Source organism: Amycolatopsis sp. NPDC051071 (genome assembly GCF_040682875.1).
Taxonomy (GTDB): domain Bacteria; phylum Actinomycetota; class Actinomycetes; order Mycobacteriales; family Pseudonocardiaceae; genus Amycolatopsis.
The window spans coordinates 24296-39002 of record NZ_JBFBBY010000076.1 but is presented as its reverse complement, the minus strand read 5'-3'; the positions used below and the strand labels follow the sequence as shown (position 1 = coordinate 39002).

Annotated in this window: 9 protein-coding genes and 2 pseudogenes; 6 read left to right on the top strand and 5 right to left on the bottom strand. The window is 69.6% G+C overall.

Going from position 1 to position 14707, the window contains the following annotated elements; all coding sequences use genetic code 11:
* Nucleotides 1-95, top strand: a pseudogene (locus tag AB0M65_RS23665) (hypothetical protein); the annotation flags it as partial.
* A 28-nt stretch (nucleotides 96-123) separates the two neighbouring features.
* Here the strand turns inward: AB0M65_RS23665 and AB0M65_RS23660 are convergent.
* Nucleotides 124-4713, bottom strand: a pseudogene (locus AB0M65_RS23660) (HAMP domain-containing protein); the annotation flags it as partial.
* Nucleotides 4714-4897: 184 nt separating this feature from the next.
* On the opposite strand from AB0M65_RS23660, the gene AB0M65_RS23655 reads away from it, so the two are divergent.
* A complete protein-coding gene (locus tag AB0M65_RS23655; protein WP_364031233.1) occupies nucleotides 4898-6487 on the top strand; it encodes a SpoIIE family protein phosphatase in 1590 nt (529 codons plus the stop codon).
* Here AB0M65_RS23655 and AB0M65_RS23650 read toward each other — a convergent pair.
* Nucleotides 6470-7477, bottom strand: coding sequence for a DNA topoisomerase IB (locus AB0M65_RS23650; RefSeq protein WP_364031230.1), 1008 nt, complete (start codon nucleotides 7475-7477; stop codon nucleotides 6470-6472). The genes AB0M65_RS23655 and AB0M65_RS23650 overlap by 18 nt on opposite strands.
* Before the next feature lie 103 nt (nucleotides 7478-7580).
* Between AB0M65_RS23650 and AB0M65_RS23645 the strand changes: the two genes are divergently transcribed.
* On the top strand, nucleotides 7581-8123 hold the full coding sequence (locus tag AB0M65_RS23645) for a type 1 glutamine amidotransferase domain-containing protein (RefSeq protein WP_364031227.1): 543 nt from the start codon (nucleotides 7581-7583) through the stop codon (nucleotides 8121-8123).
* 75 nt (nucleotides 8124-8198) lie between these two features.
* Nucleotides 8199-8378 (top strand): hypothetical protein, encoded by a 180-nt coding sequence (locus AB0M65_RS23640; protein WP_364031224.1) that lies wholly within the window; start codon nucleotides 8199-8201, stop codon nucleotides 8376-8378.
* Here the strand turns inward: AB0M65_RS23640 and AB0M65_RS23635 are convergent.
* Nucleotides 8371-8757, bottom strand: a complete 387-nt coding sequence (locus AB0M65_RS23635; protein WP_364031221.1) for a hypothetical protein — start codon at nucleotides 8755-8757, stop codon at nucleotides 8371-8373. The two genes, AB0M65_RS23640 and AB0M65_RS23635, sit on opposite strands and share 8 nt — an antisense overlap.
* A 74-nt stretch (nucleotides 8758-8831) precedes the next feature.
* On the bottom strand, nucleotides 8832-10148 hold the full coding sequence (locus AB0M65_RS23630) for a serine/threonine-protein kinase (protein ID WP_364031218.1): 1317 nt from the start codon (nucleotides 10146-10148) through the stop codon (nucleotides 8832-8834).
* Nucleotides 10149-10292: 144 nt separating this feature from the next.
* Here AB0M65_RS23630 and AB0M65_RS23625 point away from each other — a divergent pair, with 144 nt between their 5' ends.
* Both AB0M65_RS23625 and AB0M65_RS23620 read left to right on the top strand, forming a co-directional pair.
* On the top strand, nucleotides 10293-11390 hold the full coding sequence (locus AB0M65_RS23625) for a hypothetical protein (protein WP_364031215.1): 1098 nt from the start codon (nucleotides 10293-10295) through the stop codon (nucleotides 11388-11390).
* A 164-nt stretch (nucleotides 11391-11554) separates the two neighbouring features.
* Nucleotides 11555-12385 carry an SAM-dependent methyltransferase gene (locus AB0M65_RS23620; protein WP_364031212.1) on the top strand — a complete coding sequence of 277 codons (831 nt, stop codon included), beginning with the start codon at nucleotides 11555-11557 and terminating at the stop codon, nucleotides 12383-12385.
* Between the two features lie 360 nt (nucleotides 12386-12745).
* Here the strand turns inward: AB0M65_RS23620 and AB0M65_RS23615 are convergent, their stop codons facing one another.
* Complete coding sequence (locus AB0M65_RS23615; protein WP_364031209.1) at nucleotides 12746-14629, bottom strand: M48 family metalloprotease; 1884 nt, start codon at nucleotides 14627-14629, stop codon at nucleotides 12746-12748.
* Between the last annotated feature and the right edge of the window lie 78 nt (nucleotides 14630-14707).

Sequence of the window (14707 nt, the reverse complement as noted above, 5' to 3'; positions counted from 1 at the left end):
GCCCTTCGCCGACTTCGGGGACTCTCGGCGGTGTCGCGCGGGCAACCCGCGAAACGATCGTGCTGATGGAAGCGGCCGGATACGACATCGTGCTGAGGGCCTTACGGGCCGCGAGAGGCCGCTGGAGGCGGCATCGGCTTCCAGGTGCGCCGCGATCAGGTCCAGCAGCCGGTCCGTGTCCACCGGCTTGGTCACGTAGTCGTCGGCACCCGAGGCCAGGGTTCGCGCCTTGTCCTCGGCGGTCGCCTTCGCGGTGACGGCGATCACGGGCAGGTCCTCGTGTGCGGCTTCGGCGCGGATGGCGGTGATCGTGGCGTTGCCGTCCAGTTCGGGCATCATCACGTCCATCAGGACGAGCGCGGTGTCTTCGTGCCGTTCCAGTGCCCGGATGCCCGCGACGCCGGTCTCGGCGTAGATGACCTCCAGTCCGTCGCGTTCCAGCACGGCGGCCAGTGCGAAGACGTTTCGCAGGTCGTCGTCGACGATCAGGATCTTCTCGCCGTGGAACCGCTGCGCCGGAGCCGTCGAGGGGACCGGGATCACCTGCGGGACGGCCATGATCAGCGGGAGACCACTCGCCTGCGCGGTCGGCACGACCAGGTTCGACGCGCTCACCGGCAGGTACAGGGTGAACGTGCTGCCCTTGCCGGGTTCGCTGCGGACGCGGAGTTCGCCGCCGAGCAGTTCCGTCAGCTGCTGGCTGATCGACAGGCCGAGCCCAGTTCCGCCGTACTTGCGGCTGGTGGTGCCGTCGGCCTGGCGGAACGCGTCGAAGATGATCGCGAGTTTGTCCGGCGCGATGCCGATCCCGGTGTCCTCGACGGCGAACGCGAGGACGCCGGGGGCTTGGCGGAGCGACTCGGCCTCGACCTCGCTGGGGTCGGCCATCCGGATGTGCAGGCGCACGCCGCCCTCGTCGGTGAACTTCGCCGCGTTGGACAGCAGGTTCCGCAGCACCTGCTGCACACGATGTTCGTCGGTGTGGATCGACGACGGCACCGGCGGGTCGATCAGGACGGCGAATTCCAGGCCCTTGTCCGAGGTGAGCGGACGGCAGATCGATTCGACGTACTCGACGAGTTCGGGCAGCGTGACGTCGGACATCTGCAGGTCGAGGTGCCCGGCTTCGACCTTGGCCATGTCGAGGATGTCGTTGATCAGCTGCTGCAGGTCGCTGCCCGCCGAGTAAATCGTCCGCGCGAACTGGATCTGCCTCTCCGACAGGTTCCCGTCCGGGTTCTCCGAAAGCAGTTTCGCCAGGATCAGCGCGCTGTTGAGCGGGGTCCGCAGTTCGTGCGACATATTCGCCATGAACTCGGATTTGTACTGCGACGCCATGGTCAGCTGCCCGGCGCGCTCTTCGAGTTCCTGCCGCGCCTGCTCGATCTCGCTGTTCTTGACCTCGATGTCGCGGTTCTGCTGTGCCAGCAGCGCCGCCTTCTCCGCGAGATCGGTGTTGGACCGCCGCAGTTCCCGTTGCTGCGCCTGCAACTGCTCGGAACGCGCACGCAGTTCCTGTGCCAGGCGCTGGGATTCGGTCAGCAGCGCTTCGGTGCGCGAGTTGGACTGGATGGTGCTGACGTTGACCGCGATGGTCTCCTTCAGCTGCTCCAGCAGGTCGATGTGGACGGTGCTGAAAGCGTTGATGGTCGCCAGTTCCAGCACGCCGAGCACCTCGCCTTGGAACAGCACCGGCAGCACGATCACGTTCACCGGGGCGGCCGAACCGAGACCGGACGAGATCAGCGCGTACTCCGGCGGAGCCTCGTGGACCAGGATCGTGCGGCGGTCGACGGCTGCCTGGCCGATGAGCGACTCGCCGGGCGAGAACCGAAGCCCCGCTTGGGATTTCGCCAGCCCGTAGGTGGCGATGCTCTCCAGGATGGTCTCCTCCTGCTCGTCCTCGCGGGCGAGGAAGAACGCGCCTTGCTGAGCGGACACCAGCGGCGTCAGTTCGGACAGGATGAGCGACGCCACCGACGCCAGATCGCGGTGCCCCTGCATGAGCGCGGACAGCCGGGCGAGGTTGGTCTTGAGCCAGTCCTGTTCGCGGTTTGCGCGGGTGGTCTCCTTCAGGTTCGCGATCATCTGGTTGATGTTGTCCTTGAGTTCGGCCACCTCCCCGGACGCGTCGACGGTGATGTGCCGGGTCAGATCGCCCGCGGTCACCGCGGTGGCGACCTGCGCGATCGCCCGCACCTGGGTGGTCAGGTTCCCGGCCAGCTGGTTCACGCTCTCGGTCAGCCGCGACCACGTCCCGGCGACGCCGGGCACCTCCGCCTGACCGCCGAGCGTGCCGTCCGTGCCGACCTCGCGGGCGACACGGGTGACTTCGGAGGCGAAGGCCGAAAGCTGGTCGACCATCGTGTTGATGGTCGTCTTGAGTTCGAGGATCTCGCCGCGCGCGTCGATGTCGATCTTCTTCGACAGATCGCCCTGCGCCACCGCGGTGGTCACGGTGGCGATGCTCCGCACCTGGCCGGTCAGGTTGTCGGCCATGACGTTCACGTTGTCCGTCAACGCCTTCCAGGTGCCCGCCACGTTCGGCACGCGGGCCTGGCCGCCGAGGATGCCTTCCGTGCCCACCTCGCGCGCGACTCGCGTGACCTCGTCGGCGAACGCGCGCAACGTCTCGACCATGCTGTTGATCGTCTCGGCGAGGACCGCGACCTCGCCCTGCGCGACGATCGCGATCTTCTTCGACAGGTCGCCGTTCGCCACCGCGGTGGTCACCGTGGCGATGCTCCGCACCTGATCGGTGAGGTTGGTGGCCATGACGTTGACGTTGTCGGTGAGGTCCTTCCACGTCCCCGCGACGCCGCGCACCTGCGCCTGGCCGCCGAGCTTGCCTTCGGTGCCGACCTCCCGGGAGACCCGGGTGACCTCGTCGGCGAACGCCGAGAGCTGGTCGACCATGATGTTGACGGTGTTCTTGAGCTCCAGGATCTCGCCACGCGCGTCGACGATGATCTTCTGGGTCAGGTCGCCCTTCGCGACGGCGGTGGTGACCTGGGCGATGTTCCGGACCTGGTCGGTCAGGTTGTTCGCCATGAAGTTGACGTTGTCGGTCAGGTCCTTCCACGTCCCGGCCACGCCGGGCACCTCCGCCTGACCGCCGAGCCGTCCGTCGCTGCCGACCTCGCGGGCGACGCGGGTGACCTCGTCCGCGAACGCGGACAGCTGATCCACCATGGTGTTCAGCGTGTTCTTGAGTTCGAGGATCTCGCCACGCGCGTCGACGGCGATCTTCTGCGACAGGTCGCCCTTCGCCACCGCTGTCGCCACCTGGGCGATGTTCCGGACCTGCGCGGTGAGGTTGTTCGCCATGAAGTTGACCGACCCGGTGAGGTCGCGCCACGTCCCGGCGACCCCTGGCACCTGCGCCTGCCCGCCGAGCTGACCTTCCGTGCCGACCTCGCGCGCCACCCGCGTGACCTCGTCGGCGAACGACGAGAGCTGGTCGACCATCGTGTTGACGGTCGTCTTCAGCTCGAGGATCTCGCCGCGTGCGTCGACCGTGATCTTCTGGGTCAGGTCGCCCTTCGCGACGGCGGTGGTGACCTGGGCGATGTTCCGCACCTGGTCGGTCAGATTGTCGGCCATCTGGTTCACCGAGTCGGTGAGCCCGCGCCACGTCCCGGCCACCCCCGGCACGGTCGCCTGGCCGCCGAGACGGCCTTCGCTGCCGACCTCGCGCGCCACCCGCGTGACCTCGTCCGCGAACGCCGACAGCTGATCCACCATGGTGTTCAGCGTGTTCTTGAGTTCGAGGATCTCACCCTTGGCGTCGACGTTGATCTTCTGCGACAGGTCGCCCTTGGCCACCGCGGTGGCCACCTGGGCGATGTTGCGGACCTGGTCGGTGAGGTTGTCCGCCATCAGGTTCACCGAGTCGGTGAGGTCGCGCCACGTGCCCGCCGCGCCGGGGACCTGCGCCTGACCGCCGAGGCGGCCTTCGCTGCCCACCTCACGCGAGACCCGGGTGACCTCGTCGGCGAACGACGACAGCTGGTCGACCATGATGTTGACGGTGTTCTTGAGCTCCAGGATCTCGCCGCGTGCGTCGACGTTGATCTTCTGGGTCAGATCGCCGCGCGCCACCGCGGTGGTCACCTGGGCGATGTTGCGGACCTGGTCGGTCAGGTTGCTGGCCATGACGTTGACGTTGTCGGTCAGATCACGCCAGGTGCCCGCCACGCCCGGGACCTCGGCCTGGCCGCCGAGACGGCCTTCGGTGGCGATCTCGCGGGCCACTCTGGTGACCTCGGTCGCGAACCGGGAAAGCTGTTTGATCAGGCCGTTCAGTGTCTTCGCGACCTCGGCGAACTGACCCTGCAGCGGACGTCCGCCGACTTCCAGCGGCATCGGCTCGGAAAGATCGCCCTCGGCGACCGCCCCGAGCACCCGGTTGAGCTCGGCCGTGGGCCTGCTCACGTCTTCGATCAGCCCGTTGACCACGTCGACCGCGGTCGCCCAGCCGCCGGGGCCGATCTCGGCCGCGACGCGCTCGGTCAGTCTGCCTTCCTTGCCGACGGCCTCGCGCACCCGCAGCAGTTCGGCGACGAGCCGCTGGTTGCGTTCGGCGATGTCGTTGAAGGCGCCCGCGAGCTGGGCCGCGAGCCCGTCGCCGTGTGCCACGAACCGCCGCCGGAAGTTGCCGTCCCCGAGGTCGCGGGCCGCCGAGAGCAGGCGTTCCAGGGTCGCTTCGTCCACCTGGGCGCCACCACCTTTCACGGGGGTCCGGTCCCGTTGGGCGTGCTGTGTCATCTGTGTCGACCCTCTCCACCACGCATGCCAAGCCATGGTCGTCGCATCAGCGTGCCATGATTCGACCTACACTTCGAGCCAGTCCGCCCGCTCACGCTGCGCTACCCGCCAGGCAGGAGGAGGTCCGGGAATGGTGTCACGGCCGGCCCCGGCCTCGACGTCGCTCCCCTCGGAGTCGTCGCCGACGACGAGCGAGGGCGCGCTGCCCGAATCCGGGAGGTTCTGGCGAGCGCTGCTCGAAGACGTCCGTGACGCGGTGCTTGTTCAGGACGTCGACGGCGCGCTGCGCTGGTCCAACCCCGCGGCGAGGGAGCTGTTCGGTGGCGGACGCCCGGTACTGGCCGCCGAAGGCCCCGACGTCGGCCACGTGGAGCACCTTGGCCGCCGCTTCCCCGCGCGGATCCGCCCGCTGCCCGGCGGCTGGCACGCCTGGACGGTGACGTCCGCGGTCGCCGCCGACGGTCCCCGCGTGGACGGCTTCCTCGCCGCCTCGGCACCCCGCCTCGCCTCCGCGCGAGGACGGCACGGGACGGCGAAGGTGGTCGCCGAGGTCGCCGCGGCCGAACTGGCCGACTGCGTGTTCGTCCTGCTGCCCACCACTCGCGGCCGGTGGGAGTGGTGGAGCTGCGACCACCGCACGAGCCACGGGCACGGCCGCATCCGCCGGGTCCCGGCCCAGCTGGCGCCGGTGCTCGCCGAGACGTTCGCCTCCACCGGGGAACCCGAGGGCAAGACCGTCCCGGAGGAAGAGGTGGCGACGCTGCCTGCTGTCGTCGCGGAACGGCTCGCCGGCCACGCGTCGGTCACCGTGGTCTCACTCGATCTCGACGGCGGTACCGGGGTCACCGGCGCCGTCATGCTGGGCAGGCGCGGTGCGCCCGCGTTCGGCGACGACCACTCCCGCGCGGTCACCGAGTTCGCCCGCGCGGCCGGGACCGCGCTGGCGAACGCGCAGCGCTACGCCCGCCAGGAAGAGGCCACCCGCGGCCTGGAGACCACGCTGCGCCCGACGCCGCCGCCGGAGGTTTCCGGGGTCAAGTTCGACGTCTGGTACGAGCCGTCGAGCGGGCTGCTCGACGTCGGCGGCGACTTCTACGACGTCCTGCCGCGTGAAGACGGCGGCGCGATGTTCGTCCTCGGCGACGTCTGCGGCAAGGGTGCCGAAGCGGCCGCGCTGACCGGCCGCGTCCGGCAGACCCTTGCCGCGCTCAACCTCGTCGAACACGACAACACGACCTTGCTGAGCCTGCTCAACTCCCTGCTCATCACCGGCGGCAGCGGCCGGTTCGCGACGCTCGTGCTCGGTTCGGTACTGGAGGGCGAGGACGGTCTCGGTGTCACGCTGGCCTCCGGCGGGCATCCCGCGCCGCTGATCGTGCGGCGCCGCGGCGGGGTCGACGAGATCACCCTGCCCGGCACCCTGGTCGGGATCTCACCGCAGGCCCGGTTCGCCGAGACGACGATCCGGCTGGCCGAGGGCGACGTCTGCCTGCTTTACACCGACGGGATCACCGAGGCACGCCACCACGAGCGGCCGTCGGACCTGTTCGGGGACGAGCGGCTGCGTGAACTGCTGACCGGCTGCCGGGGACTGTCCGGCCGCGAGGTCGTGCGCCGTGTCCGCGTGGCGGTGCGGGACTGGCTCGGCAGCGGCACCCACGACGACATCGCCGTCCTCGCCATCGAGGGCGCCCCGGCTCGTTCACGCCCCGTCCAGTAGCCGCACCACCGCCCGTTCGACGATCGTCCGCGCCTGCCCCGGGTCGGCCACCTTCCCCGCCCGCCGCACCGCACGCTCGATGGTCCGGTCCCGCGTGTACGCCTCGGTCACCCGAGGGTCCACATAGGACTGTCTCGCGACGGTGGGGGTGTTGCCGAGACCTTCGGCGACCTTGGTCATCACGGCCTTTTCGACACGTTTCAAACCGCTTTTGCCGGAAGGCTTTTCCGCGTTGGCGAAGGCGGACGCGGCGAGGACGGTGGCGTTCCAGGTCCGCAGGTCCTTCGCGGTGAAGCCGTCGCCCGCGAGTTCCTTGAGCCGCTCGTTGATGTCTTCGGCCCGCACTTCCTGCCAGCCACGGCCGTCGCGGTAGGCGAGCAGGCGTGCCTCCCCGCCCCGGGCCCGCCGGAGCGACCGGATCAACTTCACGAGGTCGTCGTCACGCAGCCGGACCTTCCGCCGGATCCCGCCTTTCGCGGGGTAGTCGCAGAGCAAGCAGCCCTCGCTGACAGAGACGTGTTCGCATAACAGGGTCGCCACCCCGTGCGTGCCGTTTTCGTCGGCGTAGTCCTCTCCGCCGGTCCGGAACACGCCGAGGTCGAGCATGCGCAACGCCCCGGCCAGCACCCGTTCGCGACCGAACCCGCGGGAATCGAGATCCTTCTGGACGGCTTCGCGGAGCCGGGGGAGCCGCCGGGCCAGCGCGAGGACCCGTTCGTGCTTCTCCTCGTCCCGCGATCGCCGCCACTCGGGGTGGTAGAGGTACTGGCGGCGGCCGGCGGCGTCCACCCCGACGGCCTGGATATGCGCGTTCTCGTGCGGGGAGATCCACACCCGCCGCCACGCGGGCGGGATCGCCAGCCGGTCGATCCGCTCGATCGTTTCCTTGTCCTTCAGCGGCGCGCCGTCCGGGGTGAGATAGCCGAAACCACGACCTCTGCGCCGCCTCCGGATGCCGGGGGACCCCAGGTCCGCTCGCCGAAGTCGCATACGGCGCGGATACCCCCGGTGGCCGGGGTTCATACCCGTGGTTCGAAGGGGCCGCCCCGGGGTAGTCACCGGGCGAAAGCGGACCGAAGGAGGGAACGAACTCATGGCGAAATCGCTGAATGGACGCCGCGTGGCCATCCTGGCAGCGGACGGGGTGGAGCAGGTCGAACTGGTCGAACCACGTAAAGCGGTCACCGAGGCCGGTGCGACGGCCGAGGTCGTCTCGCTGGAAGCCGGTGAGATCCAGGCGATGAACGGCGACATCGACAAGGGGGGCAAATTCCCCGTCGACCGGGTCGTCAAGGACGTCACCGTGGACGATTTCGACGCACTCGTGCTGCCCGGCGGCACGATGAACCCGGACAACCTGCGTGCCGACGAGAACGCCGTCCGGTTCGTCCGCGACTTCGTGAACAGCGGCAAACCGGTCGGCGTCATCTGCCACGGACCGTGGACGCTGGTCGAGGCGGACGTCGTCCGCGGCCGCACCCTCACGTCGTATCCCAGTGTGCGCACCGACATTCGCAACGCCGGCGGCACCGTCGTCGACCAGGAGGTCGTCAACGACAACGGCCTCATCTCCAGCCGCAACCCCGACGACCTGCCCGCGTTCTGCGCCGCGATCGTCACCGAATTCGCGAAATGACACCCTGAGACCGCAAATCGAGTGGCGTCCGTCACAGTCTTGGAGGACTCTGGTGGCAGAAGAGGAGGTGCCACCATGACCGTGCATGCGAGACGTTACGGCCGCTGGTGCCGTGAGCATTTCGACACCCAGCCGGAGTCCGGCCAGGAGAAGAAGCCCGCCGAGCAGGCGGTCGCCGCGAACGGCACCGACATCCAGGCCGAGCAGGCCCAGGCCGGTGACGTTCCGCCAGGGGAGCCGGGTTCGCTCAACTGAGCGTTCGCCGGTACCAGACGCGCTTCGGGCCGGGCATGCCGATCCGGGTGATCAGGTCGGTCACCACGCCGCCGACGATCAACCACAGCAAGGCGGCCAGCCCGTCGTTGAGCAGGGTGCGGAGTTTGGCGCCGTCCGGGGTGAAGAGGTTGCGCAGGCCAAGCGAGACCCCGCGTGACCACTGATCGATCAGCTGCGCGAACCCATTGGCGGGATTGGCTTCCCCGAATACGAGCAGGATGTGCACGACCAGCACCAGTGCGAACACCGAACAGACGGCGCGGACGAGGGCGTTGACGACCCGCACGACGCGGATCCTGCGTGGCGTCCGCTCGACGATCTCCTCCTGCGGCTCACGCGGGTCGTTGAGGTAGGTCATCTCCGTCTCCCATCTCCGTCTTCCATCTCCGTCTCCCAGCATCGTCCACAGTGGACTCCCGGCGGGGCGGACGCTCAGCCGGGGTCCTGGGTGTTCGTCCTGCTTTTGCTTTTCGTCTTGGTCTTGGACCGGCTGGGCTTGTCCTGGGCGCTCGACTCGCCGCCGGTCGCGGTCGCCCCGCTCGGCGTCGACGTGACGCCGACGGTTTCGCCGGTGCCGGGCGGATTCCGGGGGACCGGGACGTCTTCGGTCACCACCACGGTGCCGCTGGGGGCCTGGGCGGGCACCTCGACGACCTCGGTGGACGGCTGTCCTTGGCCTGCCGCCGGACCGGAGGTCCCGGTCGCCGCGGGCGGGAGCAGCCCGCCCGGCCGGGCAGGCGGGACCGCGCCGGTCTGGTTGATCGCCAGCAGCACACCGATGGTGATCGCGGCGGCCGGAGCGCTGATGGCGGCGACCACCGCGGCCCGCTTCCGGACGGCGGGACCGGTGTAGGCGACCGCGGTCCCGGTGGAGTCCTCCAGCAGGATCCGCACGATCGCCGCGGCCGTCGGGCGCTGCGCCGGTTTCCGCGCGGTCATCCCGCGCAGCAAGGTCGTCATCGTGGTGGACAGCCCGGCGGGGATCCGCGGCTGCCGGTGCAGCCGCCCGACCGCGGCTTCGACCGGCGTCCCGGTGTACTCCCGTTCGCCGGAAAGGCATTCGAGCAGGACAAGCCCGAGCGCGTAGACGTCGGCGGGCGGGCCGACATCCTCACCACGGACTTGTTCCGGCGCCATGTACGCCGCCGTGCCGACGACACCGCCGGTCTCGGTCACCCTGGTCGCGTCGAAGGCGTGCGCGACGCCGAAATCGCCGATCAGCGGGCCGTCGCCCGCCATCAGGATGTTCGCCGGCTTGAGATCGCGGTGGGTGATGCCGTGCGCGTGGACATGCGCCAGCGCGTCGGCCAGCCGGGCGGCCAGGTCGACGACGACGTCCTGGGAGAGCGGGCCGGACCGCAGGCACTGGGCCAGATTGGGCCCGTCGACCAGCCGCATCGTGAGATAGCTGTAGCCGTCGTCGGAGCCCGCGTCGTACAGCGGGACCAAGCCGGGGTGGCGGACCACGCTGAGTGTCTGGATCTCCTGGTCGCGACGGCGTTCGTCACTGGCCATCGTGTCGGCGTGGAACAGTTTCAGCGCGACCTCGCGCTTTTCGAGGAGGTCACGGGCGCGGAACACCCGTGCCGTCGCGCCGCGGCCGAGCAGATCGCCCACTTCGTACCGGCCGGCGAGTTTACGCGGCAGGTGGTCCGGGTCGTGGACGTTCAGGCTGAAACGGCGTTGGGTGGTCCCGGCGTCTCCGTCATCTCCGTCGTCACCGTCAGCGCGCGCTGCCGCGTCGTCCATCGGTGCTACCTCCGTCTCACCGGCCGAACGCCGTATACCCGGTCCGGCCCCGGGTGAAACAAGGTGTGCGAGCGTACCGGACGTGACCGGCGCGTTCACCCCGAACGGCGGACAACCCCCGGAAGGGCCGGACGTCTCGTGATCATGAAGCCGAACCGGTGGGCCGCGCCCGTCGCCGCCTTACTGCTCGCCCTCGCTGTTCCCGTTCCGGCGGCCGCCGCGGAATCGTTGGTACCGAAGGGTTTCGCACCCGCCTCGACGAGCTGGACCGGGCCGGAGCACGGGCTCGTCCTCGGCTTCGCGCCGTGTGGGAAACCGGCCCGGTGCGCGTCACTGCTGTCGACGACCGACGGCGGGAAGCACTGGCAGCGGCTCGGCACGCCGCCGATCTCGTTGCCGGACAACCACAACCAGGTCAAACTCACGGTGATCGACGAGCGCGAAGTCTTCCTCTCCGACGGCACCCAGCTGCTCGCCAGCCGCGACGGTGGCCGCCAGTGGTCCCGCATCCGGCTCGCGGGGGTCCGGGAACCCTTCTATCTTTCGAAAATCGCCGAATCAGGGTCTCGGGTGTACGCGATGGTCACCGGTTTCGGCACGCCGTCGAGGACGACGTTGTACGCCGGACTCGCCGGAACGCGGAACCTCCTGCCGGTCACGGGGTTCACCGTCACCGGCTCGACGACTTACGGCGACATCGCCACCAGCGGCGGGGTCCAGGTCTCGATGGGCGCCGACTACCGCGTCCAGAAGTACTGGACGTCATCCGACGGCCTGACCTTCGCGAGCGCGCCGCCGCCCTGTCCGGCCGACACCTCGGCTTCCTTGAGCGGACTCCGGCGGGGGCAGGTGCTGGCGCTGTGCAGTGGGGGCCCGGGGGCGCCGCAACCGGGGGCGACCGTCCGGCGGCTGTGGCGGGCGCCGAAGCTCGGCGGACACTTCACCGGAACGGCGCAAGCGCCGACCGCCGGGATCAACCAAAGTTTCAGCGCCGCTTCCCCGGCTGCGGCGACCGTGGCGGCGGAGGGCGGCGGCACCGGATTCCTGCACAGCACCACCGACGGCGGCACCACCTGGACGACGACGGTGCTCAGCGGTCGCGGTGTCTGCCTCAACGACCTGGACTTCCCCGCCGAACACGTCGGCGTCGTCGTCGACGGGCTGCCCGACGCGGACGGCGGATCGGCCGTCTACCGCACCACCGACGGCGGTGTCACCTGGAGTGAACTCGCCTTCGGCTGACGCGACGCTGCCCGCATGAATGATCACCGCAGGTAGGCAAGGCCCTTGGGGAGGTTCACTTTGCTACACGCCATGTCGTAACCTGAGTACTGTCCGTCGATGTCGAGGGAGCCGTGGGCCGCGTTCGCCGCAGGCAGCACGCGGCTGAAGGGTGGAACGTGTCCATGACTTCGGACGAGGTCCGGTCTGTGCCGAGGCGCCCGCTACCCCTCGACTACAGCAAGCCCAATCTCGCCCGGATGAAGGACGCCCTGCTCGGGGGACACGACTATTACGAGGTCGATCGGCAGGCCGTCGCGGACCTGCTGGCACTGGCCCCCGACTCCGCCACGATGGCCAAGGAGTTCCGCGCCTGGGCGAGCCGGGTCGTCCGGTTCCTCGCCGGCACCCGCGGGATCGACCAGTTCCTCGACCTGGGGTCGGGCCTGCCCACCGTGGAGAACACCCACCAGTCGGCGCAGCGGTACAACCCCGACGCCCTGGTCGTCTACGTCGACCACGATCCGGTGGTCCAGGCACACGGGCTGGCGCTGCTGGAGGATCACCTCGTCCACGTCAGCGGCGCGGATCTGACCGATCCCGAGCAGACACTGGCCGACCCGGTGGTCGTCGAGCACATCGAACTCGACCGCCCGGTCGCGGTGATCCTGAACTCGGTGCTGCACCACATCGAAGACCTCGGCAAGGCACAAGCCATCGTGCGTGCCTACGTCGACGCGATCGCGCCGGGTTCGTACGTGCTGCTCACGCACGACTTCACCCCCGGCGACGGCGCACGCGGCGCGCTCGCCCGGAAGCTCGACGACCTGATGGCCGAAACCGGCCACCGCACGGTGCACCGCAGCCGCGAGGAGATCGAGTCGCTGTTCGACGGCCTGGAGGTCCTCGAACCCGGCGTCGTGCACCTGCACCAATGGTGGCCGGAGGGACCGCGGCTGGTGCCGCTGACCGACCTGAACCACCTGAGCCTCGGCGGGGTCGGCTTCAAGGCTTAATCCCGGAGGTTCGCTCCCGGAGGTTTCCCGGTGGGGTCCCGGAGGTTTCCGGGGTGGCGCCGCACCGCGCTCGCGTGCTCAAACACGGAACTCGCGTGCTTAGAGACGTAACTCGCGTGCTTGGAGGCGTAACTCGCGTGCTCAGACCGCGCACACCGAGTTCGGCATCCAGGCACGCGAGTTACGTCCCTGAGCACGCGAGTTACGCTTCCAAGCACGCGAGTGACGTGCTCAAGCACGTGAGTTACGCGTCTGGGCACGCGAGTCACGTCTTCGCCCTGGCCGCGGACCGGGCGAACCCCCGCGAACAGGGCGGTCACAGTGGGCCCGGGCACTACGCCACGGTCCCCTCAAGAGTTCTTAGCCCTTCAGCGAAGCGAAGAACTCCTTCAGGTCGGCGTTGGCCGTCCCGAAATCCTCGGTGTTGCCGGTGATCGCCAGTTCCAGTGTCTCGCCGTCGGTGAGTTCCATCGTCAGGTAGGTGGTGAGCTTCCGGCGGGGGAAGCCACCCGCGACGATGTCCGCGAACGGGATCCGTCGCGCGCCCGGTTCGGCACGCAGGTCGTCGAGGCCGCGTTCCCGCAGCTTCCGGATCCGTTTGCGGTCCGACACCCCGCGTGCCCCGATGAGCCCGGCGACGCCGCGGCGGAGCAGCACCGAACGCGCCATCGGCAGCAACGCCAGTTCGCTGTCGCAGACGATCAGGTCGTAGAGCTTTCGCTTGGCCTTCAGCGCGGTGAACAACCCGAGTATCCGGTCCTCGGCGGGATCCGGCTCCCGCTCGGGCTCCTGTTTGCAGAAGTAGGTGGCGGGCACGTTCAGCAGTTGCAGGTTGTGGACCAGTTCGTCGACCGCGCGCGGGCTCGCCACGGCGGGCCCGACCAGGTCGGCGACGTCGAATGGCTCGCCGTCGCCGAGGCACAGTTCCCAGCCGCCGCCCCAGTTCAGCCGGTGCGCGGCGACGCCGTGGTCGACCAGCGCGGCGGTGACGGTGTCCGCGAACAACTCGGTGAGCAGTGCGCGACCCTCCTCGCGGGACGGGGCCCGCAGGGGTTTCGCGAGTGCGTCGGCGTCGCCGTCACGCAGCACCCGCACGACCTCGCCGATCGTGCCGCGTGGCGCCAGCCTGCTTTCGAGCCCGGCCGAGGTCAGCAGCTTCGCACCCTCCGCTACCGACGCCCGGCCTGCCCGTTTGACGACCTCGTCCCAGTCCGCGCGCGGTCCGACGTCGCGGATCAGCACGTCCAGTTCCGCATCGGGGACGTCGACCTTCGGGGCACCCAGCAGGGTCCAGCCCGGCCGCGCGTCCGGCTTGACCGGGTTGTCCGGGACACCGGCCAGCGCGGCGATCCGTCGCTTCGTGGGCGGGTGACTGTCGAACTTCGACAGCTCTTCGCCGTCGAGGACTTCTTCGGTGTACTCGGTCACCCAGTCGCGCTGAACCGGGTGGTTGAGATAGGACCGGAAACCCAGCAGCACGGCGGGAGTGCGCCTCGCCGTCGCGCCGAGCGAGACGTAGCGCTCGCAGTAGTCCTTCCACAGCGGGGTCAGCGTCGCGACCTTCCGCAGCGCCGCGGCCGCTGTCCGGCTGCCTGCCGCGAGTACGGACGCCTCGTCGGCCTGCAGTTCCTGCCGCCGGTTCGCCGACCGCGCGACCAGCAGGTACAGCTTCGAGTACGCGGACAGCAGGGCCCTGGCCGGTCCGCCGTCGAGCCGGTCCACGGTGAAGGCCAGCGTCTGCGTGCCGCGGTAGGTCAGCGCGAGCAGCCGGGTGTGGCCGCCGCCGTAGTGCCCGAGTTCGTGCGCGAGCACGGATCGCAGTTCACTCACGCTCATCGCCGCCAGCAACGGCAACCCGATCAGCATCGTGCGCTTGCCCGGCCGCAGCCCCAGGAACCGGGCGTCCTCGGTGACCGCGGCGTTGATCTCGCCGATCAGCACGATCTCGTCCGGCGGCCGCGTCTTCACCTGCTCGGCAAGGTCGTCGATCATCGCCCACAACGCCGGATGGGCGTCGCGGGCGAGCCGCGGCCCCTCGATCGGCGGACGGCGCGCCCGCAGCGCGCTGACCAGCCCGAAGCCCAGCGCGACCATCATCGCGAGCCCGCCGAGCATGATGTAGGTGCCGGTCCTGCCGTGGATCCGCAGCCCCGCGACCACACTCGCGACCCCGATCGCGACGACCACCAACGGGAACGCCACCAGGAGGAGTGTCGCGAGGACGGCGCGTCCTCGGGCCTGCATCGTCCGGTTACCTCTTTTCGCACAAGAGCCTTCTGTGCGGCCGAATAGTAACCGGCTACACAGAGGGCTCGTGCGGAA

Bases quoted from the DNA above. Each gene is read 5' to 3' on its own strand.
- AB0M65_RS23655 (WP_364031233.1), top strand. From the start codon at position 4,898: ATGGTGTCACGGCCGGCCCCGGCCTCGACGTCGCTCCCCTCGGAGTCG.
- AB0M65_RS23650 (WP_364031230.1), bottom strand. From the start codon at position 7,477: ATGCGACTTCGGCGAGCGGACCTGGGGTCCCCCGGCATCCGGAGGCGG.
- AB0M65_RS23625 (WP_364031215.1), top strand. From the start codon at position 10,293: ATGAAGCCGAACCGGTGGGCCGCGCCCGTCGCCGCCTTACTGCTCGCC.
- AB0M65_RS23640 (WP_364031224.1), top strand. From the start codon at position 8,199: ATGACCGTGCATGCGAGACGTTACGGCCGCTGGTGCCGTGAGCATTTC.
- AB0M65_RS23635 (WP_364031221.1), bottom strand. From the start codon at position 8,757: ATGACCTACCTCAACGACCCGCGTGAGCCGCAGGAGGAGATCGTCGAG.
- AB0M65_RS23645 (WP_364031227.1), top strand. From the start codon at position 7,581: ATGGCGAAATCGCTGAATGGACGCCGCGTGGCCATCCTGGCAGCGGAC.
- AB0M65_RS23630 (WP_364031218.1), bottom strand. From the start codon at position 10,148: ATGGACGACGCGGCAGCGCGCGCTGACGGTGACGACGGAGATGACGGA.
- AB0M65_RS23620 (WP_364031212.1), top strand. From the start codon at position 11,555: ATGACTTCGGACGAGGTCCGGTCTGTGCCGAGGCGCCCGCTACCCCTC.
- AB0M65_RS23615 (WP_364031209.1), bottom strand. From the start codon at position 14,629: ATGCAGGCCCGAGGACGCGCCGTCCTCGCGACACTCCTCCTGGTGGCG.